This window comes from Streptomyces sp. NPDC020379, assembly GCF_044387105.1.
Lineage (GTDB): Bacteria > Actinomycetota > Actinomycetes > Streptomycetales > Streptomycetaceae > Streptomyces.
In genome coordinates this window covers 208,961-235,836 of record NZ_JBIRVR010000010.1, presented here as the reverse complement: position 1 = coordinate 235,836, position 26,876 = coordinate 208,961, and the positions used below count along the sequence as shown (strand labels likewise).

Genomic DNA, 26,876 nt, shown 5'->3' with positions numbered 1-26,876 from the left:
CAAGCGACCCGAGACGCTGATCGAACGCGACCGGAACAGACCACAGCGACCACAGCCTCAATACAGAGAGTGACCACCCGATGTAAAGGAACAAGGTCAAGGAGGAGCAGTTGCGGGGCCGGCTCCGCGCACAGGACGCAGGCCAGGGTGGCGCGCAGCCGCTCGCCGCCGGAGAGGACCCCGACGGGCAGGTGCGCGCGGGCGCCCCGGAAGAGGAAGCGGGCGAGCAGGTTCATCCGCTCGGCCTCGGGCCGCTTCGGAGCGTACTCGGCGAGGTTCTCGGCCACCGTACGGTCCAGGTCCAGCAGGTCGAGGCGCTGCGAGAGGTAGGCGATGCGCCCGTCGGCTCGCTTGATCTCGCCGTTCCCCGGGGGCAGGTCGCCGCTGAGCAGGCGCAGCAGGGTGCTCTTCCCGGCGCCGTTGGGGCCGGTCAGTGCGACGCGTTCCGGGCCCCGGATGGTGAGGTCGGCGCCGGGTCCGGCGAACACGTCTGTGTCACCGAGCTGGACACGGAGCCGCTCACCGAGGAAGAGGTTCCGCCCGGCGGGCACTTGGGTGGCGGGCAGGTCCACGGTGATGCGCTGTTCCTCCCGCAGTGCGCGCCCGGCCTCGTCCAGCCTGGCCGCCGCCTCGTTGACCCGGCCCGCGTGCATCTGCCCGGCCCGCCCGGCGGACTCCTGTGCGCCACGCTTCATGTTGCCGGCGAAGATACGGGGCAGACCGGCGTTCTTCAGGTTGCGGGCGGCATTGCTCTGTCGCCGTTCGGCACGTTCGCGGGCCAGTTGCATCTCGCGCTTCTCCCGCTTGAGCTCCTGTTCGGCGTTGCGGACGTTCTTCTCGGCGACTTCCTGTTCGGCGCGGACGGTTTCCTCGTACGCGGTGAAGTTACCGCCGTGGAACCGGAGTTCGCCTCGTTCGAGTTCGGCGATGCGCTCCATGCGATCGAGGAGGGCGCGGTCGTGGCTGACCAGGAGCAGGCAGCCGGTGAAGTCCTCCAGCACGTCGTAGAGCTTTTGCCGGGCGGCGAGATCGAGGTTGTTGGTGGGCTCGTCGAGCAGCAACACGTCCGGCTGCTTGAGCAGTTGGGCGGCGATCCCGAGGGTGATGGCCTGGCCGCCGCTGAGGGTGCTCAGCGTACGCTCCAGCGCGAGGCCGCCCAGGCCCAGGCGGTCCAGTTGGACGCGGGTGCGCTCTTCGATGTCCCAGTCGTCGCCGATGGTGGTGAAGTGCTTCTCGTCGACGTCTCCCGACTCCACGGCGTCGATGGCCCGGATGATCGCGGCGATGCCCAGCACGTCGGCGACGGTGAGGTCACCGGTCAGCGGGAGGCTCTGCGGCAGGTAGCCGAGGGTGCCGGCGACGGAGACGGACCCGGTGCGGGGCCGCAGGTCACCGGTGATGAGCTTGAGCAGGGTGCTCTTGCCGGTGCCGTTGGGTGCGACGAGGCCGGTACGGCCGGAGCCGAGGGCGAAGGACAGGTCCTGGAAGACGGGGGTGTCGTCGGGCCAGGCGAAGGACAGGTTCGAGCAGACGACGGAAATGTTGGACATGGAGGGTGACCTCGTGAGGAAGGAGGCAGGGGTGGCACCTCTGCCTCGGCATCAGACAGGGGGAAGAGGGGGACGACAAACGAAGCCACTGCGGCGGCGCTTCCGCGCACCTGCCGGTGGCCTGTCGGGTCCGGGTATCTCACCCGGAGATGTCGTCGTCCACCACCATGTCCGGTCTCCTCGACGCGTGATCAGTTCCGGGTCAGTGTAGCAACCAGGGGTGAGTGGTGAAGGGCGGTCAGGCAATGGGAGTTCGGCGAGCACACCACCGACCTGGCAAGAACCCTGAATGCCTATGGTTTCCACCTACGTGGCAGCGAGGTGGCTCGCGGCACTTCCCAGCGAATCGTCATCCCCGCCGGCCTTGGCGCGAGGCCGGTTGCGGGCCCCGGTGGAACCGCCTTTTCCAGTGACACGGCTGGAGTCGTGCCGCTTTCACACCCATCGCCCAGGCGTGGGCCTCGGCGTGAGTCATGAACAGTGCCTGGGTCTCGTGCGCGATGCCGCCGAGGACCACCTGGGCGCGTCCGATGTGCTGGGTGCTCTTGGGCGCGCAGACCGGCTCCCGGCCGGTCGACATCATCGGCGTCGAGGCGCGCGAGCACCGCGCTGTGCTGGGAGCGGCGCTTTCGGTCGCGGGCCTGGTGAACTACCCGGCGGAGTGGTGAAACTGGTCGTACGGCGACCGCTATTGGGTGCTGGCCGCGGGCCATCCGTTCGCCCTGTACGGACCCGAGGTCCTGTAGGTCCCGCAGGCCCTGCGGGACCGAGGAGCTCCGCCGAGTGACCCGGACGGAGCCGCCCCGGCGCCGACCAGAGGTAGGTCCAGTCGGAGCGGGGTTCGAGGCCCGCGCGTGGGCTACTTCTGCCAGCCGACCGTCTCCGGGAGGGGGCTGTAGAAGATGGTCGCGCCCACGTTGGCCAGCCCCTTCTTCACGCCGTACGTCGAAGGACCGCTGAACAGCGGCAGGAAGGCGTACTCCTGGAGCGCCTTCTGCTCGACCTTGTTGACCGCCGCGTTCTGCGCGTCCAGATCGGCTATCTCCGTGGTGGCGGTGATCTCCTTGTTCAGCTCCGGCGTACCCGAGCCGGTGATGTTGGAGTCGTGGTCCGAGCAGTAGAAGTCGCACAGGTAGCGGGCGGCGAACGGGTCCATGGAGCGGTTGCCCGACAGGAACAGGTCGAAGTTGCGCTCGCTGAGGATCTTGGAGAAGTCCGCGTTGTCGGCCTTCTTGATGACGAGGCGGGCGCCGATGTGCTTGAGCATCTCGGTCAGCGCGCCGGCCGTCGCCTTGCCCAGCGCGTCGTCGCCGAGCAGTGTGTAGCCGACCTCCAGCCTCTTGCCGTCCTTCACGCGCACGCCGTCGCTCCCCGGCTTCCAGCCCGCGGCGTCCAGTGTCTTCTTGGCGTCGTCCGGCGAGTGCTTCAGCACGGCCGAGACGTTGTCCTGGTACCCCTTCTGGAAGCTGTGCAGCACGGCGGAACCCGGCAGTGGCTCCTTGTAGTCGAGGCCCTGGAACTGGATCTTCGCGATCTGGGGGCGGTCGACGCTCTCCTGGATGGCCTGGCGGACCGCCTTGTCCGACAAGATCGGCGATTTGGTGTTGAAGTTCAGCGAGTACTCGAAGGGGCTGCCGCCGCTGCGGATCTCCGTGCCGACCAGGCCCTTGATCTGCTTGAGGCTCTCCGCGTCCACGGCGGAGGTGTAGTCGACCTGGCCGTTCTTGAATGCGTTGACCTCGGCCGCCGACTCCAGGTTGACGAACACGCGCTTGTCGAGCTTGCCCTTCTTGCCCCACCACTTCGGGTTGCGCACGAAGGTGATGTTGCCCGAATGCTCGTCCCACGAGCCGACCGTGTAGGGACCCGCGCCCCACTCGGGGTGAGCCTTCTTGACGTAGGCCTGGTTGAAGTTGTCGACCGTGGCGGCCTTCGGGTGCAGGAAGGTGGTGAACAGGCTGGACCAGGAGGCGTCGACGCCCTTGAAGGTGATGACGGCCTGCTTGGCGTCCACGCCCTTCTCCACCGAGGTGATGCCGTCGTAGCCGACGGTTGTGGACGCCGAAAAGGCCTTATCAGAACCGTTGTTGGCCTTCCAGGTGGCCTCGATCGCGGTCCAGTCGATCGGGGTGCCGTCATTGAAGACAGCCTTCGGGTTGATGGTCAGGACGACCTTTTGGTGGCCACCCTCGACGGACACCTTCACATCGCTGTAGTAGTCCGGGTTGTACTGCACCTCACCCGTCGGGGAGTAGGTGATGGCGTCGGCGTTGTACCAGGACCACACCCGCGTCGCGGTGAGAGTCGCGTTCACGTTGAACGGGTTGCCCTGGTCGTCGAAGGTGCCGGCGGTGGTGTAGGTGCCGCCGTCCTTGATGTTGTCGTACGGCTGCGGGTTGTAGTCGACGACCGACGACGCCGCCTTGGGGGCGTCCTTCGCGGCCGCGTCCGACGAGCTCTTCCCGGAGGAGGACTGGCACGCGGTGGCGGCGACGGATACGGCGGCGATGAGGGCGATGGGCAGGGCCAGTCTTGAACGCATGGCGGGGTCGGTTCCTCCGGGTAGGGATGAGGGTTCGGTTCGGGGGCGCGGCGTGCGCGCATCAGCGGGAGAGGGCCCGGGGTATCCGGGGCCGGGGCGGCTCAGGCCACGTGACAGGCGTACTCGTGACCGGGCTGTCCGGCCACGACGCTCGGCGCGGGCCGTTCCGTGCGACAGCGCTGCCGTACGTCCTCGCCGGCCAGCTGGTACAGCGGGCAGCGGTCGGCGAAGACACAGCCCGCGGGCAGCCGGGCCGCACTCGGCAGCTCCCCGCGCAGCACGACGCGTTCACGCTTGCGTTCACGCTCTGGGTCGGGCACCGGGATCGCCGAGAGCAGGGCCCGGGTGTAGGGGTGCTTCGGGTCGGAGAAGAGCGTCTCGGTGTCACCGGTCTCGACGATGTGGCCCAGGTACATCACCGCGATGCGGTCGGAGATGTACCGCACGACGGCCAGGTCGTGGGCCACCACCAGATAGGCCAGACCGAGTTCGCGCTTGAGCCGGGCCAGCAGGTTGATCACCCCGGCCTGCACCGACACGTCCAGGGCCGAGAGGGGCTCGTCGAGGGCGAGCAGCTTGGGCTCGGTCGCCAACGCCCTCGCAATGCCGATGCGTTGGCGCTGCCCTCCGGAGAGGGTGGCCGGGAAGCGGTCGCCCACCGACTCGTCGAGGCCGACCAGTGCCAGCAGCTCGTGGACGCGCTTGCGGATCGCGTCCCGGTCCCGGCCAATGGCCTGCAAGGGCTCGGCGAGCAGTTGGAAAACGGGGAGCCGGGGGTCGAGGGCGCCGAGCGGATCCTGCATCACTATCTGGACGTTCTTCCTCAACTCCCTTATTCCCGCTGCCGATTTGGCCGTGCCCACCTCGGTTCCGGCGATCTCGATCCGCCCGCTCTCGGGTCGCCTGAGCCGGAGGACTTCCAGGAGCGTCGTGGTCTTGCCGCTACCCGACTCGCCCACCAGACCCAGGGTCTCGCCGGCCCGCAGCTCGAAACTCACCCCGTTCACCGCGTGCAGCGTGCCGACCCGGCGCTTGAGGAGCGCACCCTTGGTGATGGGGAACGTCTTGACGAGGTCCTCGACGCGGAGCACCACATCACCGGCCCCGGTGCGCACGGAGCCCGGGTGCTCGTCCGCGACGCCGTCGGACCCGGCGGGATCGAGCGTCCCGTCGGCGATCTCCTCGGCGCGCAGGCAGGCCACATGCCCGTGTCCCGTGACCTCGCGCAGGGCGGGCTCTTCGGTGCGGCAGGCGTCCAGGGCGACGGCGCAGCGGCTCGCGAAGGGGCATCCGGGCGGGAGATCCGCCGGGGTGGGCGGCTCCCCGCCGATCGCGGCGAGCGGCCGGTGCACACCGCTGTCCACGGTCGGCACGGCGGCGAGCAGGCGCGCGGTGTACGGCATCGTCGGGCGGCGGAACAGCTCGTCGATGCCCGCGCGCTCCACGAAGCGGCCCGCGTACATGACGGCGATGTCGTCCGCGTACCCGGCGACGACCCCCAGATCATGGGTGATGAGAACCAGGCCCGCGCCCGTCTCCTCCTGTGCGAGGCGCAGCACATCGAGGATCTGGGCCTGCACGGTGACATCGAGCGCGGTGGTGGGCTCGTCGGCCACGAGCACCGACGGCTTGTTGGCGATCGCCATGGCGATGACGACCCGCTGGCGCATGCCGCCGGAGAACTCGTGCGGGAAGGAGCGGGCCCGCTCGCGCGGATCGGGGATGCCGACGAGGTCGAGCAGCTCGACCGCCTGCTCCCAGGCCGCCTGCTTGGTCAGGCTCTGATGGACCCGCAGGGCGTCGCAGAGCAGCCGGCCCACGGAGTAGATCGGGGTGAGCGCGGACAGCGGGTCCTGGAAGACCATGCCGATGGACTTGCCGCGCACACCGGACAGGTCCTTGTCGCCGAGGCCGACCAGGTCACGTCCGCCGAGCAGCACCTCGCCGCGCATCGTGGCGGACGGCGGCAGCAGGCCCATGATGCCCATGGCGGTGGCCGACTTGCCCGAGCCGGACTCGCCCACGATGCCCAGGGTCCGGCCGGGCAGCAGGTCGAAGCCGACCCCGCGCACCGCCTCGACAGGGCCCGCCTCGGAGGGGAAGGAGATCCGCAGGTCCCGTACCGACAGGACGGGGGCGGTGCCGGCGGGGGGTGCCGGGTCGGTGAGGGTGCTTGTGAGGGTCATCGACGGCCTCCTGCCGCGCCGGTCGCGGACGTGGGGTCGAGGGCGTCGCGCAGTCCGTCGCCGATGAACGTCATCGACACGGTGAGCAGCACGACCAGACCCGCGGGGAAGGCGAACAGCCAGGGCGCGCTGGTCACCGTGCCCGCACCGGCGGCGAGCATGGTGCCGAGCGACACGTCCGGGGTCTGGACGCCGAACCCGAGGAACGACAGCGCGGTTTCGCTGAGCACGGTCGCGACCACACCCAGCGTCAGGTTCACGATCAGGAGCGAACCGAGGTTGGGAATGATGTGACGCACGATGATGCGCAGCGGGCGCACCCCCATGAACTCGGCTGCGGTCACGTAGTCGCGTTCGCGCAGCGACGTCGACACCGACCAGATCACCCGGGCTGTGGACATCCAGCCGAACACGGTGAGCACGACGATGAGGGCCCGCCAGTCACCGGCCAGCCGGTGGGAGACCAGGGCGAGGATGAGGAACGAGGGGACGATGAGCAGGAAGTGGATGACCGCGAGGGTCGCCTTCTCGACCCGGCCGCCGAAGTACGCCGCGCCGGAGCCGATGACCGCCGCCAGGACCAGGGTCAGGACCGAGACGCTCACCGCGATTGCCAGCGAGCGCTGGAGCCCGTGCACGGCCGAGGCGTAGATGTCGTTGCCGCCCTGATTGGTGCCGAACCAGTGCTCGGCGCTGGGGGGTTGGGTGAGCGCGGCGAAGTCGGGCTCGGAGTAGCTGTAGGAGGTGAACAGGCCGCCGAACACACTGAACAGCAGGAGCAGCAGCAGGATCACCACCCCCGCGACCGCGAGGCGGTTGCGCAGGAAGCGCCGCAGATAGAGCCGGCCCGGACCGATGCGCCGCTTGTCGCGCGGTACGGTAAGCAGTGCCGCGTCGGGCACCTGACCCAGGGGCGACGGCGCGGGGGCACCGGTCGACAGATTTGATGCCACGTCAGCTCACCCGCACCCGGGGGTCGAGGAAGACCGTGGCGATGTCCGCGAGGATCGCGCCTATCGCGGTCAGGGCCGCGGCGAAGGCGGCCGTCGCCACCGCTCCGTGCACATCGTTCTTGCTGATGGTCTGCACAAAATAGCGGCCCATGCCGTTCCAGCCGAAGACGGTCTCCGTGATGATGGCGCCGGTGAAGACGGCGGGCACGCTGAACGCTACGGACGTCGCCGTCGGGATGAGCGCCGTGCGCAGGGCGTGCCGGCGGATCGCCTGGGCCCGGGTGAGCCCGGTGGCCTGCGCGGTACGGACGAAGTCGGCGTTGATGGTGTCGAGCAGCAGCGAGCGCTGCGTCAGGTGATAGCCGACGTATCCCATCAGGGTCAGCGTCAGCGTGGGCAGGATCAGGTGCAGCAGTCGGTCGCCAATCGTCGGAAACAGGCCCTGCACATCGGGGGAGTTCTCCCCGGCCACATACAGGAAGTGCAGCCCCGCGTGCTGGTTCAGCCAGATGGCGACGAAGACCACGGCGAGCGCGGCGACGGAGGCCGGGATGTTGAACACCACGATGGATACGGCCTGCGAGACGCGATCGGCCCAGCCGTACTGCCGGGAAGCGGTGTACACGCCGAGCGCGACGCCGACCACGACGGACAGGACCGTGGCGGCGAGGACCAGCTCGGCGCTGACCAGCGACCGGTAGCCGATCTCCCCGTTCACGGAGACACCGGTAGGGGACTTGCCCCAGTCGAACCGCAGGACCACTGAGGTGAGCCAGTCCCACCAGCGGTGTACCACGGGTACGCGCGGGTCGAGGTTGTACGGCGCGAGCGCCATGTCGATCTGCGCCTCGCTGCGGGCGGGCCTCAGACCTTGGTAGTTCGAGCGGGGATCGAGGAACCAACTGGCGAGGAAGTAGGTCGCGTTGGTCGCGACCGCGATCATCAGAAGCCAGCCTGCCGCCTTGCGGGTCACTTGACGCAGCATGCGGGCCACCTCCTCACCAGATGCGAGAAGTGCGCCGCAGGGGCGCGGGATCCGATGGAGGTGAGCATGTGCCGTGAAGCCTTCTGGGGGAAACGGAACGTGAGTTACCGGGGTGCGGTGTCGTCATTTTGGTCCGTACCTGGCGGCCGGGGCCAGGCTGTGGCCCGAGCTGCCACGAGGCCGAAACACCACCGCAGTAAACCGTCCGGAATCAGGCGATTTACCCCTGCTTGCTCCACACTCGCGTTACGTTTCCCGCGGCCTGGGACGCCGACCCGGCTCGGTTCCGGGGGATGTGGCCGAAGCATGCGAGAGGTTTCGGCGGATGCAGGCCGCCGGCCGCGCTATCGAGATGCTCCTCGCGCAGAAGCAACTGGCTCACCTCGCCTCAAAGGCGAGCCGCTACTTGCCGAAGCGGCGCTCGCGCGCGGCATACGCGCGCAGCGCGCGCAGGAAGTCGATCCGGCGGAACGCCGGCCAGAAGCAGTCGACGAAGTGCATCTCGGCGTAGGCGGACTGCCACAGCAAGAAGCCTGAGAGCCGCTGTTCACCGGAGGTGCGGATGATGAAATCCGTGCGGTCCCGGCCGGGGCCGGAGGAGTAGAGGTGCCGGGAGATGTGCTCGACGTCGAAGGTCTCCACCAGCTCCGCCGGGTCGCCGCCTCCGGCGATGTGGGCCTCGAACGCCGCCTTCACGGCATCGACGATCTCGCGCCGCCCGCCGTACCCGACCGCGACGTCCACCTGGAGCCCGCCGGACCCGCTCGTCCGGGCCGCGGCCTCCTTCAACCGCAGGTCGCTGCCGCCGGGCAGCAGGTCGAGCGATCCGATGACCTCGACATGCCACGGCAGACCTGGCGCCGAAATGCTCCGCACGGTCTCCTCGATGATCTCGATCAGCGGACCCAGCTGCTCCGGCGGCCGGTGCAAGTTGTCGTCGGAGAGCATGAACAGCGTCACGTGCTCGATGCGGGCCGCCACGCACCAGCGCAGGAACTCCTCCACCTTCGCCCCGCCCACCCGGTATCCCTCACGAGGGTCGTCGTGCCCGGCTTCGCGCGCCCACCGCCGGTTGCCGTCGAGCATGATCCCTACGTGCTGGGGCCGGGGCAGGCCGTCCAGCTTGCCTGCCAGGCGACGCTCGTACACGGCCTCCAGCGCCGAGCGAACCGTGGACAGCACCATCATGCCTCCCGACCTACCACGCGCAGTCACGTTCAACGTACCAGCCTGATATACCCAACTGGCACCAACCACAAGGGCCTTCACCCACCCTGACGAAATGACCTACAGGGCTGGATCGACCTGAAAACGAGCGACCGCCCCATGTGGATCGGCGCGGCGAACAGGATGCCGATCTCCTTCTGTGCTTCGGCCCAGGGAGGATCCGTCGGTGTGCCCTTGCGGGAGATCACCGACATGATCCGGCGGCGCCGCAGTCCCCGTCGTACGGCCTTGGAACCGAACGCCTTGTCGCCCAGGGCGCGGTCGGCCGCCTGGCCTTCCGGCGATCCTCCGGCGGCCTGCTGACGATCGAAGTCGGCCGCGGGCGGACTTTCGGGCCGGAATCAGAAGGCGGGAGCCCTTGGCACACAAGGAGCCGCCGGCGCTGAGGGGTCCAGGGGCTTCGCCCCGGACTCCAGTATGTGGAGCTTGTCGGCGAGAGTCTCGATGCCGCTCATGGTGGTGCCGTGGTTGGTCGCGCCGAGCTGGACGCCTTCCTGACCTTGTTCTTCGAGGGGTCGGCCGGGTTCGCGCCTCCGTCGGCCTTGAGATACCAGCGGGACAGGGTCCCGCCCTGGGAGTGGCCGACAAGGTCCACCTGGCCGGAGCCGCTGGCAGCGAGCACCTTGTCCACGAAGGCGGCCAGCTCCTTGGAGGACTTCCTGATGTCTCCGTAACCCTTGACGGTGGGAGCGAGTGCCACTCCGGCGTCGTCGGTGTCGCCGTAGTCGAGGGCGTAGACGCAGTAGCCCTGGGCCTTCAGCTCGGGGGACATCCGGGCCCAGTTGTTGTAGCGGTTCTCGTAGGTACCGTGTACCAGGACGACCGGACGTGGGTGGGCGGCGCTGGGACGGCAGTCTGAGTAGTGCGGAACTCGGACCACGCGCGATATTTCCCATGAGTGCCGACCGAGGGGGACCCCCGGGTGACCTCCTCCTCCCCCCGACGCTCCCCGGATCTGGTACCGCCCGAGGAGGACCCCGGACCGTCGGCCGCGTGTCCCCGGGGCGACCTCCGGGCCCTCGGTGTGCACATCGAGGCGGGGGATTTTAGAGGGAGGGAAGCACACCAATCACACCTAGCCCTCACATCTCTACAAGATCGTGTTAAGCCCAAAGGTGCTTGCGACGGGTGGCGGGGTCGCGCGCCGCAACGTGCTGGGCGACGGAGTCGACGCCGGGGCGTGTGTAGCGTTCCAGGGAGCATCGGAGGCATGACGGGAACTGACCGGCGGCATCGGGCTGGGAGTGCCGCCCTCGGCCTCGTGTGCGAGCCCGGAGTGCCGTAGCCCGTGGAGCGTCCAGCCGTGCAGGTCCTCGATGTCCTCGCGTGAGACACGCGGGTTGGCCGGCAGCCGAGCGTTCTTCTCGAAGATCTCCTCGGCCCGATGGTAGGAGAGAGCCGAGCCCGGTCCGTAGCCGGGCACACGTCCAGCGTCGCGTTGCCGACCGGGCGGGGCCTTGTCTGCCAACAGTCGAGGCCGATGGCGATAATCGACCGGTGAGCACCATCGAACGCCCTATGCCACCCCATGAATGCCGACGAGCGCGCCACACTCGAAAGCTGGCTCGACTTCCACCGCACGACACTCGCCATGAAGTGCGAGGGCCTGGACGACGAGCAGGCCGCCGCCGCGTCCGTACCACCGTCCGGCTTCACGCTGACCGGCCTCGTTCAGCACATGGCGGAGGTGGAGCGGAACTGGTTCCGCCGGGTGTTCGCCGGAGAACAGGTACCGCCCATTTACGACCCGCAGGCTGACCCTGACGGCCCCGACGGCGGTTTCGCGCTGGCCGAGGGTGCCACGCTGCGCGATGCCCTCGCCACCTGGCGCACGGAGATCTCCCGCGCCCGTGAGCACTGCGCCGACCGTGCTCTGGCCGACACCGGTCGCTTCATGGGGCAGGAAGTCAGCCTCCGTTGGATCTACGTCCACATGATCGAGGAGTACGCCCGCCACAACGGACACGCCGACCTGCTGCGGGAACGCATCGACGGCACCACCGGCGTATAGCGCCGGTCAGACGGCCTTGGTCTGTCGACGACAGAGGTAGACGCTGATTGTCGGCGACAGATACAGCAGCTTGTGGCGTATCGGAGACCCCCAGGCCACGGTGATGTGACGGGTCGTTCGGATGCTCGTCGGCGCGGCACGGGCGTGCTTGCTGTGACTGGTGGTCAGGTCAGGGGCTGTGGCCGCACCGCTTGCGGAGCCCTTTGCCGAAAGCCGGCGGGCGGGCCGAAGCTCAGGAGCGTCGGCAGGGGCATCGCCGCGCCCAGGATCTCGCCCGACAGCAGCCGCCGTGTCGTCCCGTGCTCCGCCAACCGCCGCTGCCACCAGGCGAAGTCCGCCGCACCACGCCAGGTTAGGCTGCCTGTATGACTGAGGCACAGGGCCGGGTGAAACCGTCCGGTGTATGGGCGACGGCTGTCGGCGTGGCGCGGGTCAGGGCCCTGGAGACGGCACGGGAGGACCCGCTGTTCCGGGATCCGCTGGCGCTCGCGTTCGCCGCCGCCGGAGGGGTCGGCCCGGGTTCGCCGCTGCCCGAGCGCGGCAGCGAGGCCGAGCGGCGGCGCCGGCTCGGGGTGGCCACCTCGATCATCATCAGGACGAAGTTCCTGGACGACCTGCTGAACCGGGCCACCGAGGCCGGTATCCGGCAGGTCGTTCTGCTCGGTGCCGGGATGGACAGCAGGGCCTTCCGGATGGACTGGCCCCCGGCCACCAGGCTGTTCGAGGTCGACACCGCCGAGCCGCTGAGCTTCAAGGCATCGGTGCTGCGCCAGGAGGGCGCTGTACCCGGCTGCGAGCGGATCACCGTCGCGGTGGACCTCCGCGAGGACTGGCCGGCCGCGCTGGCCGCCGCCGGGCACGACCCGGCGCTGCCGACGGTGTGGATCGCCGAGGGACTGCTGATCTACCTGCCGGAGGACGCGGTGGAGCTGCTGCTCGACCGGGTCGGCAGGCTGTCCGCGACGGGCAGCCGGATGGGCCTGACCCTGGGTTCGCGCGGTGTGCTCGCACGCTTCGCCGGTGACGCGGCCCGGGGCTCGGCGGCCTCCATGTGGGTCTGGGAGATGCCCGAGGACCCGGTGGGCTGGCTCTCCGGCCTCGGCTGGGACGCGGAGGCATTCACCCTGCGCGACCGCGCCGCCGCCTACGGCCGCCCGATCAGCACCCCGCCGCAGGGGGACGAGGGTCCGGGCGGGTTGATCTCGGCGGTGCGCCGCTAGGTTGTGTCTTCAACGGGTGCCCCGCACCGGCCCGGGACGGCCACGGGTGCGGCCCGCTCACGTCCTGGGCGACACCAAGGCGATCCGCACCTGGCTGCGACGGCGCGGCATCAGTCACACCATCCCCGAGCGTGCCGACCAAGTGCGCAACCGGCTCCGGCGCGGCAGCCACGGCGGGCGACCGCCGGCCTTCGACAAACAGCTCTACAAGTGCCGCAACGTCGTGGAACGGTGCTTCTACCGTTTGCAGCTTGCAGCAGTGGCGCGGCATCGCGACCCTCTACCACAAGACCGACGAGTCCTATCAGAGTGGCGTCTTCCTCACCGACCTGCCGAGCCGGCGGAGCGCAACCCGGTCCGCACCGAGGTCGACCCTGAGCACAGGGTCGCACTGATCTCACTGCACGGCCTCGGCTCCCGGCGTCTGCGGCGCCGGAGCGGTGCGGCAGGCGGCGGTCGGCGTCATCAGGAAACAGGCCGCGCAGGACGAAGAGCCGCTGGATTCCGCAGTCGCCGGCCGTCCAGCCCCGTGGAGCAGTCGAAGCGCGAACGCTACGCGGTGCCAGGGGATGCCCGGCCACGTCCGCCTGGCAGTTGCCGCCGTGGCGCCTTCTATCCTGGCGGCGACGCTGTCCACCCCGCCTCATGATGAAAGAAATCCCCGTTCCGGCTCCGGCTGGTCCGCGCCGCCCGAGGCGGCAGCCGGACCGAGGGTCAGTGCCAGCTCGCCCTCCTTGACATCGGCGATGACGGTGTCGTCCGGATTGAGCGAGCCGCTGAGCAGCATGTTCGAAAGGCGGTTGTCGAGCTCCGTCTGGATGGTGCGGCGCAGCGGCCGGGCTCCGAACTCGGGCTGGTAGCCACGGTTGGCCAGCCACTCCTTGGCGGTCTCGGTGACCTCGAGGTTGATCTGCTGGGCGTGGAGCCTGCGCCGGCTGCGTTCCAGCAACAGGTCGACGATGCGCACCAGGTCCGCCCGGGTCAGGGCGTGGAAGACGATGATCTCGTCGATGCGGTTGAGGAACTCGGGCCGGAAGTGCGCCTGCAGTTCGGCCATCAGGTCATCCCTGATGTCGTCGACCGCCCCCTGGTGGTCCAGGATGCGCTTGGAGGCGATGTTGCTGGTCATGATGACCACGGTGTGCCGGAAGTCGATCGTGCGTCCCTGGGCGTCGGTGAGCCGTCCGTCGTCCAGCACCTGCAGCAGCAGGTTGAAGACGTCCGGGTGGGCCTTTTCGACCTCGTCGAACAGCACGACGCTGTACGGCTTGCGGCGCACCGCCTCAGTAAGTTGCCCGGCCTCCTCGTAGCCGACGTATCCGGGCGGGGAGCCGACGAGCCGGGAGACGGTGTGCTTCTCCTGGAACTCGCTCATGTCGAAGCGGACCATCCGGTCGGCGTCTCCGAAGAGCAGTTCCGCAAGTGCCTTGGCCAGTTCTGTCTTGCCGACTCCCGTGGGTCCGAGGAAGAGGAAGCTGCCGGTGGGCCGGTCGGGGTCTCCCATGCCCGCCCGGCCGCGGCGCACGGCCTGGGACACGGCGGTGACTGCCTCGTCCTGGCCGACCACCCGCTCGTGCAGGGCCTCTTCGAGCTTCGTGAGCCGCTCGCGCTCGGTCTCGGTGAGCTGGGAGACGGGAATGCCGGTGCGCGCGGAGAGCACATCGGCAATGTCCTCGGGAGTCACACTGCCGGCCTCTTCCCGCTCTTCGCCGGCGCCGGCGAGCTCCTGCTCCACCTGCCGGATCTGCTCCTTGAGCTGTGCGGCGCGTTCGTAGTCCTCGGTGCTGACGGCCTCGTCCTTCTCCCTGCGCAGCTTGGTGAGGCGGTCCTCGAGGCTCGCGGTCCCGGCCGGGGCACCGAGGCCGCGCAGTCCCACGCGTGCTCCTGCCTGGTCCATGAGGTCGATCGCCTTGTCGGGCAGGAACCGGTCGGTGATGTAGCGGTCGGACAGGGCGGCCGCGGCGTCCAGGGCCTCGTCCGTGTAACGGACCTGGTGGTGGGCCTCGTAGGAGTCGCGAAGCCCGCTCAGGATCTCGACCGTCTCCTCGACGGTGGGTTCGCGGACCATGACCGGCTGGAAGCGGCGTTCGAGCGCGGCGTCCTTCTCGATGTACCGGCGGTACTCGTCGATGGTGGTGGCGCCGACCACGCTGAGGTCGCCCCGGGCGAGCGCGGGCTTGAGAATGTTGCCGGCGTCCATGGCACCCTCGCCGCCTCCGCCGGCGCCGACGACCGTGTGCAGTTCGTCGATGAACACGATGATGCCGCTCTCGGCCTCCGTGACCTCGTCGATCACCTTCTTCAGCCGCTCCTCGAACTCTCCCCGGTACTTTGACCCGGCGACCAGACCGGCCATGTCGAGGCTCACGACACGGCGATTGCGCAGGGCCTTCGGGACCTCTTCGGCCACGATCCGCTGCGCCAGTCCCTCGACGATGGCGGTCTTGCCGACACCGGGATCCCCGATGAGCACCGGATTGTTCTTGGTGCGCCGGGAAAGGACCTCCACTGTCTGCTCGATCTCCTCTGCCCGGCCGACCACCGGGTCGAGACGTCCGCTGCGGGCCTCGTCGGTGAGGTCGCGCCCGTACTCGTCCAAGGTCGGAGTGTCGCTGTGCCCGCCCGACGCCGCCTTCCGGTCGGCTCCGGCGCCGCTCAGCGCACCGGGGGAGACTCCCTCGGATCCCAGCGTGCGGGCCAGGCCGGAATCGTCCAGCAATGCGGCGAGGATGTGCTCCGGGCCGATGTACGAGGCACCGGTTGCCTGGGAGCGGGCATGGGCGGCAAGCAGAGCGCGCTTCACCGCTGGCGTGAGCCCGGGGTCGCCTGTTCCGGTGCCGGTGGGAAGGCTCTCCTGCAGGTCCGCAGCCAGCTGGTCCGCATCAGCGCCTGCCTGCTCCAGCACCTGCCGGGCGGCCGGCACCTGCGTGGCGGCCCACAGCAGGTGCACGGTGTCGAGATCGGACCCGTCCTCGGCCGCCCGGCCGCCTGCCGCCGCCAGCAGCTCGTGCGAGGAATCACTGAGCAGTCGCCCGATGGGCACGCGCTGCACGGCTGGCGGCGAGGCTGCCGGACTCATGCCGAAGAAGCGGTCGAAGAGATCGGAGAACGGGTCGCCGGACCCGAAAGGCGAAGTTGTCACAACGATCATCCCGTCCGGCGGGGGGCACAGCGGCTGTGCGCAGCCTGCCGTAGTCGAATGGCCGGTACACGGCCATTCTTCGCCGGGTGGTCCCGGCGCGCGAACGCAGCAGGTGAGTGACGGGCGTCCTGAGCAGAGCCGCAGATGCCGCAGGCGATCGGGCACGAGGAGGCGTGACAGGCGGTGACGTTCAGTAGCAAGGCGATCAAGACGATCGACAGCATCGGGTGTCGAGGTGGCCGTGGCTCGCATCCGCGCCCGGGGGGCGCCCGCACCGGAGTCACGAAGTCGTCCTACTGATCGTCCCGCCCTCGTGGGCGGATGCGCATGACCGCCGCGATCTGGCACAACAACCACACAGGACAGCCCGTCCTGCGCTCACTGACCGCATATGACGACTGCCCCCTTGGAATCGATCATCTAGTCGGCAAGACGCTCGCGTTGCGGCACTGGCAGGACCGCGGCGGCGCCGACGTGCCGCCGGGCTGCGCGCCCGCCTCGAACCGCGGCGCGTCGACGTCGTCTTGGCCAACCTCATCGGCAACGCCCTGCGCCACGGCGGCCCGTCCGTACCGGTGGGCGTCCGGGCCCGCGCCGAGGACGACCGACTCGTCCAGGGCCCCGCCCCGGCCGAACGCACCCGCGTCCTGGTCACGTTCATCCCGCCCGGAACTCCCGCACCGACCGCCGTCACACGGGAGCGAGGCACCGTGGACGTGCACCTCCCACCGGCCTGGACGGCCACCGCACCGCCCTGCGGCGGCTGGTCCGCACGGCGGCCGATGCCGTGGAGGCACCCGGCACCGGACCGGATGACGTCCGGGTGCGACTGCACGGCGCGGAGGGCGGCGAACCCGTCGGGGAGAAGTGCGCACGGTAGCCGAGGCGCAGTCGGTGCCGTTCCCGACGCGGTCGTCCGCCCACCGGAACCGGTCCACCGTCACGGGAACCCGGTCCCGTGGCGCCCACGGCGGATGGCGTGCGGGCTGACGCGGGGAGGTCGCGCATGGCAGAGGTGACGGTGGCCCTTGCCTGCATCCGTGGGCAGAACTGTCGCCCGCTCGCCGGTGATGAGGAACTTGAGCGAGCGCCCCCAAGGAGAACTGGCGTCCACCTTGCGCGAGATGTCCGCTTCTTGACGCTTCGGGCCATGAGGGTCGCGGCACTGTAACACGGCGAACATGCAGGTCAGCGGCCCGCTTCGCGGCTTATTTCAGTCAGTCGAAACCGGTGTTACGCAATCCGGACTACCTTGTTCCGCTTCCTGCCCGAAAAGTATCACTAAATGCACATTAAACGGTCATGATGGGTCGAGTGACCTCTCGAGCGACGGCCTGCATTCGCATCTACCGTCAGCAACCGATTGATTTGTTAAAAATTTGACCTAGAACTTCCACGCTCTTTTCGGTAACAATCACCACGCCTCGAATTTCCGAGGCTTTTCCTGAACTTGCTCATAGCAGAAGGAGAACCAATGAAGCGTCACACGATTTCACTGAACGGTCGCGGAGATATCTGCTCCAGGTCCGGGATGACGACGCTGGCCGCCCTGTCCGGGGATGCCGATCCCGAAATCGACTTCGAGATCGCCCTGATGGAGGCTCTCGCTTCCGAAGCCGAGAGTTCCCAGGACGCTGTGGCCGAACTCAGCCACTGACCGACAGACGATCTATTCGGTCCGCAGGTGCGGACCTGCATTCACTGAAAGCGGGGCGGCGGCCGTAAAAGCCGTGCCGCCGCCTCCGCGGAGGAACTCGCTTCATGCAGTGGAAAACGAGCAGGTACACCTACGTCTACGCGGCGGGTGAGCGGCGCATCGCGTTCAACAGCCTCAGCCTGGACGTGTACGAGATCACCGCGCGGGATGAGGAGCTGCTTGACCGCTTCCGAGCCCCGGTATCGGTGCGGGATGCTCCCGTCGGCGAGCTGAAGGAGCTGATGGAAGGGCAGCTGATCGTTCCGGCCGAAGCGGACGCTCCTGGTAAGGCAGTCGCCCGGCTCAACGGTCTGCGCACCGCTCAGTACCGCAAGGGCGGTGGCCGTTACCGCAGTATCCGCCTTGCTCTGACAGAGCGCTGCAACATGGCTTGTTCGTACTGCTTTCAACAGCAGATGTATCCCGACCTCCAGCCGCGCATGTCCGAAGAGGTGCTGGAACAGACCCTCGATTGGTTCACCGGGCAGGCGGGAGGAAGCTCGGTCTCGGTGCAGTACTTCGGCGGAGAGCCCCTGTTGGAGTGGGACCGTCTGCAGCAAGGCGACGCCTCTTTGCAGCAGGCCCGGGCGGAGGGACGGGTCTCCGCCTATCAGCAGATCATGACCACCAACGGAACCCTGATGACACAGAGCCGAGCGGAGTGGCTGGTGTCGCACCGGTTTCAGCTCGCCTTCAGTTTTGACGGCCCGCCGGACATCAACGACCGGCTGCGCACCTACAAGAACGGCCGGGGAACCTATGAAAACGCAGCACGTGGGCTACGTCGATGGATTGAGGCCGGTGGTACCAGCAGCCTCCTCATGACGGCCAGCAGCACGAATCTCCACCAGCTGCCCGAAATCGTCCGGTGGTTCGTCGAGGAGTCCGACCTCAACCCTGAGGTCATTGGCCTCAACTCTCCGCAACCCACATCTGAGGGGTGGGAGACAGGCGGTGCGGAACTCGCCGCCGTGGTCTTCGATATCTGGAACTACCTTGATTCCAAGGGTATTTCCTTCCACGGCCCTGGCACCTTCATCCCGGGGACGATACGGAGCGGTGTGCCCAACCCCGACAACTGCGTGACCGGTGAAGTGGATGACCCGGATGGCGAAGCCTGGCCGATCTATGTGAGTGCGGACGGCCGGCGCTCTATGTGCCTGGTGCACCACCAGGACAAGCGCGTCGAGATCTCGACCGGTACGGACGCCCAGAAAGCCGGGTTGCAGTGGCACAAGTCGCAGGGTGGCGTCGCCGATTGCGATTCGTGCCCGGCCAGTCAACTGTGCGGTGGCCCGTGCACTGTCGAGCGAATCCTCTGGGGCGGGCGGCTCAACGAGGACCGGTGCGGGTTCATGCAGGAAATGACGCGTCTCGTTCTCACCCCTGCTTGAGCAGGCCGGTAGTAAGTGCCCATGAACCAGCATCAACAAGGAGATGCCGTAGCGCAAGCAGCGCTCAGCGTCGTAGAGGCAGCAGCGGCATTTCCGTCCACGCAGCGTGTACTCGTCGTCTCGCGAGGGCGCCATCCTCTGTGGCGCTTCGTCGTCGACCGGCTGCGCGACAGGGGGGCCACCGTCACTCACGATGTGCGTGACGAATTCGACCGGCAGTGGGATCCGCCGACACCGGAAGAACTCAGCGTTCGCCGCGTGGGGAGGGGGGCCCGCCCAGGTGTGGACCTCCTGATCCACCACGACCCCTTCGGGCCCACCATCCATACGGCCGACCCCACCGCTGCGGCCACGAAAGGCAGCACCGACAGGATCCGTGACCTTGTCGAGTCGCAAGTGTCCCTGCTGTTCATCGATTTTCCCCACGGTGTGAACCGGCCGCATCTGCGCGACCGACTGGAGACCGTGTATCTGCGGGCCCTCGCCGAGCCCTTGGGCCGCTTGCGGGCCCGGTTCCGGGAGATCAGCGACAAGGCGGCGGGGGCGCGGTCCCTCCACCTCGAATCAGGTGAAGGGGCACTCCTGATCGTCGAGGCTCCCTGGCAGGTCCGTGACGACTGGACTTCGGCCCAGCTCGACGCACCGGTTCTCCAAATGCCTTTCGGAGAAGCCTGGTTCGCCTGCTCTCCTGGCCTTATACAGGGGACCGTTCAGTACGCGCCCGGGGCGCACCGCGGCTCCACCACCGTGAGTGCGGTTGTGCGGGAGGGGCTTCTCGACCACTTGCCAGGCAACTCGGGAGACGCCCGCGTTGTCGAGGTGGGCATCGGACTCAATCCTCATGCCCCTTGGCTTCCGACCACCTGTCTCTTCGAGAAGTCACTCGGTCACGTTCACCTCGGCCTCGGCGACAACTCCATGCTCGGAGGCACCGTCCGAGGCGCGGAGCACTTCGACATCGCTCTCCCCGCCAGTACCAGGGCCTGGGCCGTACAGGAGGACGGGCATCGTGTTCGCATCGCTTGACTTCTCCCGTCCGTCCACTGTTGGCGTTTCCCTCACCAGTACTGCCCGTGACCGGCAGCCCGCGGAGGAACTCGACGTGGACGTCCTGCTCGGCGGGCCTGCGGGTGAACTGCCCGCATGCGCCGAGCAGGCGTCAGTCATCACCATTCGTCAGCCGGAGCCACGGCACTGGCCCGTGCACAACATGCGCGTGCTGGATGCGGCCCGGGACTTCAGACTCGGCGAAACGGTCGCCCTGCCCGCAGCCGATTCCTCGCACCACCATTGGGGGCAAGCGGCCGGCGCCCTGACCCTGGATGGCACCACCGACAACACGCTGACGCAGGTGTGGCGCCATCTGCTGGACCAGTTCGGCCCGCTTCCATGGTCGTACGTCGATATCGTCATGGGCAGTCATGAGTGGCCCAAGGGAATCTCCTTTCCGGGCACAGTCGTGGTCACCGAGGACCTGTACCGGACCAAGTCCGCTGCGACCCGCTACCTCTACCTCGTCCACGAACTCGTCCACCAGTGGCTCGGAAATCTCCTGCTCATCCCGCCACGGGACGCACAGTGGTGGGAAGCCTATGTGGACGCCATCACCTGGTACGTGGTGGAGGAAGCAGTCTCCCTCGCAGCCGGGCCCATCTTCCACAGCCTCTTCACGGCTTATCAGAGCTCCCCCTCGGCGGAGCTGGCAACGCGCGGCCGGTACGCACTCCATCACCACGCGCACCTGCGCGAACAGGGGGGACTCGCCACCGTCGCGGAGCGGATTCACCAGGCATCCACCGCCGTGGCAACCACCGGGATCCGACCGTACGCACACGACGGCACAGCCCAAGGAGCACCGCCATGCTGACCGAACAGACCATCATGGTCGCGAACGGCTGCAACCTCAGCTGCACCTACTGCTGGTACGAAGTCGGCTCGTCCCAGTACCTCGACGCCACCCTTTCCCCCGAGCACTACCAGGGCTGGTTCGCCGCCTGCGCCGCTGAGGGACGTTTGAGCAGCATCTCGATCACCGGCGGGGAGCCTCTGCTGCGCACCGACATCGGTGAACTGGTGGACGTCGCCGGCGCATACGCAGATCATGTGGCGCTGTTCACCAACGGCACCCTGCTGACTTTGGACCTGGCGGCGCGACTCGCCGAGGCCGGCTGCGAAGTGCACGTCAGTCTCGATCACGTCTCGGGCGGCATCGCGGACAAGGTCCGCGGAGGCACCCGTGCCAGCCTGCGGAGCCTGGACCTTCTCGCCTCGGCTGGAGCGTCCACCGTCCAGGTCTGCGTCGTCATGACCAGCCGCAACTGGAGGGACGTGGAGCACATCGCCGCACGCGTTGCGGAACGCGGCTTCACCCTCGAACTAATACCCGTGGGGGTCCCCCACACCCACCCGCTCAGCCTGATGACCCTCGCCACCGGCGAGCGTGAGCAGCTTCGGGCACTGCTCGAACGGATCAGCACCCAGCTCGACAGGCCGCTCTACTACGGGCGCCTCGGACGCTACCTGGCCTCCGGCGTCCTGCCCCGAATCGGCTCCTGCCACGCGGGGGAGAGCGGCGTGTTCATCAACGCGGACGGCGACATCCAGATCTGCGCCCAGCGTAACGCCACCTCTCTGGGCAACATCCGCAGCAGCACCCCTGCCGACGTCCTGGCTGCCAAGCGCACCGAACTCGCCCTGCGCCCGGCCGGGCCCTGTGCCTCGCTCGACTGCCTGGTCCTCACATGACGCCCTCACCCACCTTGCGAGGAGAGAAACCATGAAAATCCCCATGGCGAACCGGCTGTGGGCGCTGGGAAGTGTCTCCTTCTTCAGCGACTTCATCTTCGGAGCCACCTTTATCTTCGTCATGCAGGAAGGCGGGGTCACCGCAGATCTCATCGGCGTCTACGTCGCCGGCACCGTCGTCGTCAGCCGACTCGTCGAGGCACCCAGCGGGGCCTGGGGCGACCGCTACGGCCAACGCGGCCTGATCATCCTCGGACTGCTGCTCTGGGGAGCCGGTTTCCTGCTCTTCGCACTCACTCCACACCCGCTGTTCTACGTACCGGCCCTGCTGCTGTGGTCATCGGGCGCCGCATTGTACTCCGGCGCCCCGACCTCACTGGTCGTCAACTCCCTCAGGGAGGCCGGTAACGCCGACGTCGTGCCGCGCGTGCTGCGAGGTGACCAAGTCACACGTTGGCTGGCTTCCGCGGCGGGCGCGGCGACCGTGGCCCTGGCCGGAACACGAGTCCCACCGGCTGAGATCGTGCTGGTGGCAGGATGCCTGCTTGTTGCTGCCGCACTGTGGGTGGCGCTGACCTGGCCACGGTCCGGCGGAGACCGTCAACTGGGCGTCACCAGAAACATGTTGGATGGCATCCGGGCCACCGTGACGGGTGCGAGACTGGGGGTCCTGTGGCTCACGCTGGTCTACTCAGCCGCAATTTCTGTACTGATCATGTCGTGGCAGCCGGTGGTCGCGGGATTCCCGGAATTCGGCGGTAGCAGGGCGAGTGCTCTGGGGCTGACGCTTCTGCTGTTCTCACTCACGGCCGCGCTCGGGGCCTGGCTGGGGCGGCGTCCGAAGGCGCTGCGCGCCGAGTATGCCGTCCTGGCGTCGGTGATCTGCCTCCTGGGCTTCCTCCTCCTTGTCGGTGGCGGCGTCCCTCGCACGGCTGTGGGCTACCTCGGCGCCGAAGTACTGGTCGGCACGGGCGGTACGTTGCTGGCTGTCCACTCGCACGCTGTGATCCCCGATGAGCTGCGCAACACCGTCACCTCCATGCTGAGCACCGCGGCCGGGTTGAGCATGGCGGCCGCCGATCTGGTCTTCGGCTACCTGTGGGATGCCTTCGGACCGGTCCGGGCGTTGCACTACTGCGCCTGGGGGCTATTGGCCCTCACCGCCCTTCTGGCCCTTTGGACCCTCATCCCGCGGGAGCCGCACGACGAAACCGCCGAGATGTCCCCTCTGCACTCCACACACACGTAAGGAGACGAACATGGCCGATCCGACCACTGTCGAAATCTCAGGCTGGCTCGTCCGCGACAAAGGCACCCACTACCTGATGACCGACCACGGATGGTACGAACTGCCCGGGCTGGAAAGGGACATGCTGCGCTCTCGGGGTATCACTGTGGAGAGCCCGGTACTGGTGACCGGGAAGCCCAAAGGCCCCGCCGCACTGGAGACAGTGGAGATCAAGGGCGCCGCCACGGAGACCAGCCCGGTCCCGGCACCCGACCAACCCGGCGTTCCGAAGACCTCACCACGCAGACCACACTTCGCAGTGCACCCCGTCCCCCACCTGCATATCGCCAGCCGGCTACGCGGCATCGTCCACCAATGGCTCAGGGGCAAGACGTTTCCTGAGGTCGTGTTCCCCAGCGTATGGACGCAATCAGAGGAGTACGGCGCCGAGGAATTCGGGCTGACCCACTCTGAACTCAATACAGAAACCTCCGGTCGGCTCAAACTGCTGCAGTCTCCGGAATTCCCCCTGTGGACGGCGCTGGCGGAGGGACTGGACCGCGCCTTCAGCTTTGGTCGATGCTTCCGCTACGAGGGCAACCCTCGTCCCGGCCACCACGGTGACTACCTGCTGGAGTTCGAACAGCTCGTGATCGCCCGCAGGTTCACCACGCTCGAGGAGATGATGGGGCTCGCCGAGGATCTCATCGTGACCCTGTGCCAGGAACTGGACTACGACATCGACAAGTCCGACTTCCACCGGGTGGCACCCCCAGGGCTCGCCCCGGATTCGCTCGCAGACGGCCTCAGCATCGAGGACGTCACCCTCTTCACCGTGCCCTCCAGCTGGAACACCCGCGCCCGGCAGGTCCTCAAGGAACGGCTGCAGACCGCAGGAGCGCGCGTCCACGGCCTCGAAAGCTCCCTCCCTGCCGAAGGCACCGAGGAGCGCTGGGCCGTGGAACTGGGCCACGACCCCACACAGGCACGCCGCATCCTGGACATCGCAGTCGGTCATGCCTCATCCACCACGTCAGCGACCGGCATGAACGCGGCGACACTGCAGTGGAACCCCACGTGGAATCTCTTCCCCACGCTGAGATGGCGTGCGGATGAGGGAGCCGACAGTCGGCACGACACACGTTCCGTCACTTCCCGAAGAATAACGGCTGCTGATGGAACGGTGTGCATCGCCGATGCCGAGCTTTATCTCGCAGGCCGAGAGGTGGTCCATGTGCGCGAATTCTCAGACGCCGACCAGTTCAAGGAGAACCTTCGGCTCGCGGGCGTGGAGCACACGGCGCACTGGTACTCCTATCTCAACCGTGCCCTGCCCCAGTCGCCACCGGGCGCGGTGGGCATCTACATAGGCTGGGAACGCCTGTTGTCCGTCCTGACCGGCATGGAGTCAGCTGCGCAGATGCAGCTCTTCCCCCGCCACGGAGACGGAAGAGCGACGACAGCCACCGGGCCTGAATAGGCCCGCTGCTGCCCTTCCCGCAGCAGCGGTGACACAGCGAAGACCATGGGCCGGTCCGGCAACGCAACGCACAGCACAGCACAGCACAGCACGCGAGAGATCTCCACCACCCGGACCTCGGTCTGCCCGTACGCGCGGTGGTAATGCTCGGAACCCGGCGGTGTCCATACGACCCGGTTGGGCGGTGCGATCCGCGTGCCGCGCTCCGTGGTAGTGGCAAGAACGCCCACCGAGGGATACAGCAACTGCCCCTCGGTGTGGCGGTGGGGTGCCACACCGCCTCCATGAGCGAGCAGCCCGCGCTTGTCCCTGATCGCGGTGACGAGTTGAGACTTCCGGCGTATGTCAGGCACGGCCTCGAGCCCACCGATCGGACTACGCGCTCCAGGGGCATCGCCCTTGCGCGGGTGCCGCGGCGGGGACAGCCTCTACCGCCACCGAGGCCCTATACGCCGTAATCGTTGTGCAGCATTGAGCACAACGGCATGGGATTTTCTTATTTACGATCCCTCGGATGGTCTATATGGCGCCGGGTCGCCCGCCTCTACGCTTCGAATACCTGAACAGCCATCCGCCTATCTGCCGGTGGTCACTGGACCGGGGACTGCCGGCACCGGAGGAAGACTCCTCCATTCATTCGGCACCGGTCTGCAAAGGAGCTGTTCTCGATGAACCGTCCAGCGAAGATGGGCCTGCTCTCCGCCGCTACTCTGCTGACGCTCCCCATGCTCAGCGCGCCGACGTTCACCACGCCCACTCTGGCAGCATCCGCCCGGGCCGGGGCCTGCTCCTCCGTCCAGATGGAGCAACTGCATTCTCTCCAAGGCGAGTTGGACAAACTCGCCATCGGTAAACAAGCCGGCCGGGCGCAGTACTGGTACGTCGACCCCGACCAGTGCAAAATCTCTGTCGCGGTACTCGGAGGCGCCGACGACGTGGCCACCCGGCAGTTCGTCACCACAGCGACGACAACACCGGGCCTGGCTGCCGTCACCGAAATCGGCCAGGCCGTCTCGTCGTGGGTCGCCAAGGTCCCGGCCCCCGAAGCGGCCAGGTCAAGCCACCTGGCCGGCACCTACTACGGTGGCAGTGCGATCTACAGCGGCACCAGCGGCACTGTCTACGAGTGCACCAGCGGCTTCAACAACTATCACCCCGGCACCGCGACGACCGCCGGTCACTGTGGCGCCGCCGCATCCACCTGGTACGACGGACACGGTGCCCAGCTCGGCACCGTCAGCTCGTACAAGTTCCCCGGGGCCGACTGGGCCGTCATCCAGCCCACATCCGGTTGGACCCTCTCCAACTATGTGGAGGTCAACGGTGGCGAATTGAACATCTACGGCTTCTCGCAGCCCCAGTTGAACCAACCGGTCTGCGGAACCGGCGCCACCACCGGTCAGCAGTGCGGCAAAGTCATCGCCACCAACGTGACCGTCAACTACCCGGACGGTGCTGTCACAGGGCTCGCCGAGAGCAGCCAGAGCGGCAACGGCGGCGACTCCGGCGGGCCGGTCTACCAGGGCCCCACCGGGCCCAACGGCGTCGGACTCATCAGCGGCGGCCCGGCCGGCGGAGGATCCCCCACCTTCTTCCAGCCCCTGAACTTCTGAAGACGCCCACGGCCCTGCTGAAGGGGGCGGCCCGGCGGTCTGTCAACCGCCCCACGGTTTCTACCCGGGAACTGCTGGCCGGGCGAGGGGGCCGACGGGAGGGCATCCGGTTCGGCATCGGACGCATCCTCTCCGCGACCACCTGCGCACCCATCCGGACGTCGCCGCCTACGCCCGGCTCAAACGGCGAGCGGCAGCGGAGTACGGGGACGACCGGGACGCCTACAGCGCCGCCAAGACCTTCTGCGCGACCGGGCTTCCGCAGGGCAGCCGTCCCCATGCCTGGCGCGGCGGCCGGAGGCCAGCCGATCCGGCGGAACGTGATCGTTGTCGGAAACCCTCTCCCCGGAAGTGTCACTGTGATGAAGTGGCCTTCCGTGTCCGATCCCGGGAAGGCCGGCCGTGTCCAGAACGCCACAAGAGATCTTCGAGAGCTACCTCTACGCCGGCACGCTGACCCGGAACGCCGATGCCCTCGCCGAGAACTTCACCGCGGACGCCGTCTTCGAAGCACCGCTGATGCCGGCCGGCGCCGCCTTCCCCAAACGGTTGGTGGGTCGCGAGGAGATCCGTAGCGCCATGGCGGCGTACTACGCGCGACCGGTGAACGAGCACCGCTCGCCGAACCTTGAGAAGTCCGGGTACGTGCTGCACACCACCTCCGACCCCGACGTGTTCATCGCCGAGATCGACACGGTCTTCGACGGGGACGGAGTGGACACGTCTGTCTCGCTGGTACAGATCTTCCGCATCCGCGACGGGAAGATCGCACGACTGCGTGACTACTTCGCGCCCGAGCTGATGAGCTGAGGCTTCCGAAGGGGCAAGTGATCACTGGGTTCCAACAACCTTGGCACATCGGTTCCGACAACCGTGTCACGCGCCATGAAAACGGCCGGGCCAA

The 26,876-nt window shown here is 67.8% G+C and carries 19 protein-coding genes and 3 pseudogenes; 14 read left to right on the top strand and 8 right to left on the bottom strand.

Going from position 1 to position 26,876, the window contains the following annotated elements; translation table 11 throughout:
* The coding region (locus ACH427_RS16225) for an ABC-F family ATP-binding cassette domain-containing protein (RefSeq protein WP_398870105.1) at nucleotides 1-1,550 on the bottom strand (1,550 nt) is incomplete at its 3' end.
* A gap of 473 nt (nucleotides 1,551-2,023) precedes the next feature.
* Here ACH427_RS16225 and ACH427_RS16220 point away from each other — a divergent pair.
* Nucleotides 2,024-2,218, top strand: a complete 195-nt coding sequence (locus tag ACH427_RS16220; RefSeq protein ID WP_398870103.1) for a hypothetical protein — start codon at nucleotides 2,024-2,026, stop codon at nucleotides 2,216-2,218.
* A gap of 191 nt (nucleotides 2,219-2,409) precedes the next feature.
* Here ACH427_RS16220 and ACH427_RS16215 read toward each other — a convergent pair whose 3' ends face one another.
* The 6 genes from ACH427_RS16215 to ACH427_RS16190 form a co-directional block, all read right to left on the bottom strand.
* Nucleotides 2,410-4,092 carry an ABC transporter family substrate-binding protein gene (locus ACH427_RS16215; RefSeq protein WP_398870102.1) on the bottom strand — a complete coding sequence of 561 codons (1,683 nt, stop codon included), beginning with the start codon at nucleotides 4,090-4,092 and terminating at the stop codon, nucleotides 2,410-2,412.
* Between the two features lie 101 nt (nucleotides 4,093-4,193).
* Nucleotides 4,194-6,278: a dipeptide ABC transporter ATP-binding protein gene (locus ACH427_RS16210; protein WP_398870100.1), complete on the bottom strand. Its 2,085-nt coding sequence runs from the start codon at nucleotides 6,276-6,278 to the stop codon at nucleotides 4,194-4,196.
* Nucleotides 6,275-7,189 (bottom strand): ABC transporter permease, encoded by a 915-nt coding sequence (locus tag ACH427_RS16205; protein WP_398870111.1) that lies wholly within the window; start codon nucleotides 7,187-7,189, stop codon nucleotides 6,275-6,277. Before ACH427_RS16205 ends, ACH427_RS16210 begins: the two co-directional genes overlap by 4 nt.
* 43 nt (nucleotides 7,190-7,232) lie before the next feature.
* A complete protein-coding gene (locus tag ACH427_RS16200) occupies nucleotides 7,233-8,216 on the bottom strand; it encodes an ABC transporter permease (RefSeq protein WP_398870099.1) in 984 nt (327 codons plus the stop codon).
* 402 nt (nucleotides 8,217-8,618) lie between these two features.
* On the bottom strand, nucleotides 8,619-9,398 hold the full coding sequence (locus tag ACH427_RS16195; protein ID WP_398870110.1) for an isoprenyl transferase: 780 nt from the start codon (nucleotides 9,396-9,398) through the stop codon (nucleotides 8,619-8,621).
* A 496-nt stretch (nucleotides 9,399-9,894) separates the two neighbouring features.
* On the bottom strand, nucleotides 9,895-10,323 hold the full coding sequence (locus ACH427_RS16190; protein ID WP_398870098.1) for an esterase/lipase family protein: 429 nt from the start codon (nucleotides 10,321-10,323) through the stop codon (nucleotides 9,895-9,897).
* A 617-nt stretch (nucleotides 10,324-10,940) separates the two neighbouring features.
* Between ACH427_RS16190 and ACH427_RS16185 the strand changes: the two are divergent.
* The 3 genes and pseudogenes from ACH427_RS16185 to ACH427_RS16175 all read left to right on the top strand — a co-directional run.
* Nucleotides 10,941-11,454, top strand: a pseudogene (locus ACH427_RS16185) (DinB family protein).
* Nucleotides 11,455-11,819: 365 nt separating this feature from the next.
* Entirely contained in the window at nucleotides 11,820-12,674 is an 855-nt protein-coding gene (locus ACH427_RS16180; protein WP_398870097.1) for a class I SAM-dependent methyltransferase, read from the top strand.
* Between the two features lie 13 nt (nucleotides 12,675-12,687).
* Nucleotides 12,688-13,069: pseudogene (locus ACH427_RS16175) on the top strand (hypothetical protein); the annotation flags it as partial.
* A 248-nt stretch (nucleotides 13,070-13,317) separates the two neighbouring features.
* Here the strand turns inward: ACH427_RS16175 and ACH427_RS16170 are convergent.
* The gene (locus ACH427_RS16170; protein ID WP_398870096.1) at nucleotides 13,318-15,825 is read right to left on the bottom strand and encodes an ATP-dependent Clp protease ATP-binding subunit; all 2,508 of its coding nucleotides are present in this window, start codon (nucleotides 15,823-15,825) and stop codon (nucleotides 13,318-13,320) included.
* A 1,465-nt stretch (nucleotides 15,826-17,290) separates the two neighbouring features.
* Here ACH427_RS16170 and ACH427_RS16165 point away from each other — a divergent pair.
* From ACH427_RS16165 to ACH427_RS16120, 10 genes and pseudogenes are all read left to right on the top strand, one after another.
* Nucleotides 17,291-17,473, top strand: a complete 183-nt coding sequence (locus ACH427_RS16165) for a hypothetical protein (RefSeq protein WP_398870095.1) — start codon at nucleotides 17,291-17,293, stop codon at nucleotides 17,471-17,473.
* A 104-nt stretch (nucleotides 17,474-17,577) separates the two neighbouring features.
* Nucleotides 17,578-18,906, top strand: a complete 1,329-nt coding sequence (locus ACH427_RS16160) for a radical SAM protein (protein WP_398870094.1) — start codon at nucleotides 17,578-17,580, stop codon at nucleotides 18,904-18,906.
* A gap of 21 nt (nucleotides 18,907-18,927) precedes the next feature.
* Nucleotides 18,928-19,932, top strand: a complete 1,005-nt coding sequence (locus ACH427_RS16155; protein WP_398870093.1) for a hypothetical protein — start codon at nucleotides 18,928-18,930, stop codon at nucleotides 19,930-19,932.
* Nucleotides 19,933-20,008: 76 nt separating this feature from the next.
* Nucleotides 20,009-20,773: a hypothetical protein gene (locus tag ACH427_RS16150; RefSeq protein WP_398870092.1), complete on the top strand. Its 765-nt coding sequence runs from the start codon at nucleotides 20,009-20,011 to the stop codon at nucleotides 20,771-20,773.
* On the top strand, nucleotides 20,767-21,651 hold the full coding sequence (locus tag ACH427_RS16145) for a radical SAM/SPASM domain-containing protein (RefSeq protein WP_398870091.1): 885 nt from the start codon (nucleotides 20,767-20,769) through the stop codon (nucleotides 21,649-21,651). Before ACH427_RS16150 ends, ACH427_RS16145 begins: the two co-directional genes overlap by 7 nt.
* Nucleotides 21,652-21,682: 31 nt before the next feature.
* Nucleotides 21,683-22,900 (top strand): MFS transporter, encoded by a 1,218-nt coding sequence (locus tag ACH427_RS16140; protein WP_398870089.1) that lies wholly within the window; start codon nucleotides 21,683-21,685, stop codon nucleotides 22,898-22,900.
* Nucleotides 22,901-22,910: 10 nt separating this feature from the next.
* Nucleotides 22,911-24,359, top strand: coding sequence for an amino acid--tRNA ligase-related protein (locus ACH427_RS16135; RefSeq protein WP_398870088.1), 1,449 nt, complete (start codon nucleotides 22,911-22,913; stop codon nucleotides 24,357-24,359).
* A 668-nt stretch (nucleotides 24,360-25,027) separates the two neighbouring features.
* Nucleotides 25,028-25,972, top strand: coding sequence for a S1 family peptidase (locus ACH427_RS16130; protein ID WP_398870087.1), 945 nt, complete (start codon nucleotides 25,028-25,030; stop codon nucleotides 25,970-25,972).
* A 127-nt stretch (nucleotides 25,973-26,099) separates the two neighbouring features.
* Nucleotides 26,100-26,429, top strand: a pseudogene (locus ACH427_RS16125) (GrpB family protein); the annotation flags it as partial.
* The gene (locus ACH427_RS16120) at nucleotides 26,375-26,782 is read left to right on the top strand and encodes a nuclear transport factor 2 family protein (RefSeq protein WP_398870086.1); all 408 of its coding nucleotides are present in this window, start codon (nucleotides 26,375-26,377) and stop codon (nucleotides 26,780-26,782) included. The pseudogene ACH427_RS16125 and the gene ACH427_RS16120, both read left to right, overlap by 55 nt.
* Nucleotides 26,783-26,876: the final 94 nt, after the last annotated feature.

What these genes read in the sequence shown, in the direction of transcription:
- ACH427_RS16215 (WP_398870102.1), bottom strand. Translation starts at nt 4,092, where the DNA reads ATGCGTTCAAGACTGGCCCTGCCCATCGCCCTCATCGCCGCCGTATCC.
- ACH427_RS16170 (WP_398870096.1), bottom strand. Translation starts at nt 15,825, where the DNA reads ATGATCGTTGTGACAACTTCGCCTTTCGGGTCCGGCGACCCGTTCTCC.
- ACH427_RS16145 (WP_398870091.1), top strand. Translation starts at nt 20,767, where the DNA reads ATGCTGACCGAACAGACCATCATGGTCGCGAACGGCTGCAACCTCAGC.
- ACH427_RS16200 (WP_398870099.1), bottom strand. Translation starts at nt 8,216, where the DNA reads ATGCTGCGTCAAGTGACCCGCAAGGCGGCAGGCTGGCTTCTGATGATC.
- ACH427_RS16180 (WP_398870097.1), top strand. Translation starts at nt 11,820, where the DNA reads ATGACTGAGGCACAGGGCCGGGTGAAACCGTCCGGTGTATGGGCGACG.
- ACH427_RS16135 (WP_398870088.1), top strand. Translation starts at nt 22,911, where the DNA reads ATGGCCGATCCGACCACTGTCGAAATCTCAGGCTGGCTCGTCCGCGAC.
- ACH427_RS16220 (WP_398870103.1), top strand. Translation starts at nt 2,024, where the DNA reads ATGAACAGTGCCTGGGTCTCGTGCGCGATGCCGCCGAGGACCACCTGG.
- ACH427_RS16140 (WP_398870089.1), top strand. Translation starts at nt 21,683, where the DNA reads ATGAAAATCCCCATGGCGAACCGGCTGTGGGCGCTGGGAAGTGTCTCC.
- ACH427_RS16165 (WP_398870095.1), top strand. Translation starts at nt 17,291, where the DNA reads ATGAAGCGTCACACGATTTCACTGAACGGTCGCGGAGATATCTGCTCC.
- ACH427_RS16210 (WP_398870100.1), bottom strand. Translation starts at nt 6,278, where the DNA reads ATGACCCTCACAAGCACCCTCACCGACCCGGCACCCCCCGCCGGCACC.
- ACH427_RS16130 (WP_398870087.1), top strand. Translation starts at nt 25,028, where the DNA reads ATGAACCGTCCAGCGAAGATGGGCCTGCTCTCCGCCGCTACTCTGCTG.
- ACH427_RS16155 (WP_398870093.1), top strand. Translation starts at nt 18,928, where the DNA reads ATGAACCAGCATCAACAAGGAGATGCCGTAGCGCAAGCAGCGCTCAGC.
- ACH427_RS16160 (WP_398870094.1), top strand. Translation starts at nt 17,578, where the DNA reads ATGCAGTGGAAAACGAGCAGGTACACCTACGTCTACGCGGCGGGTGAG.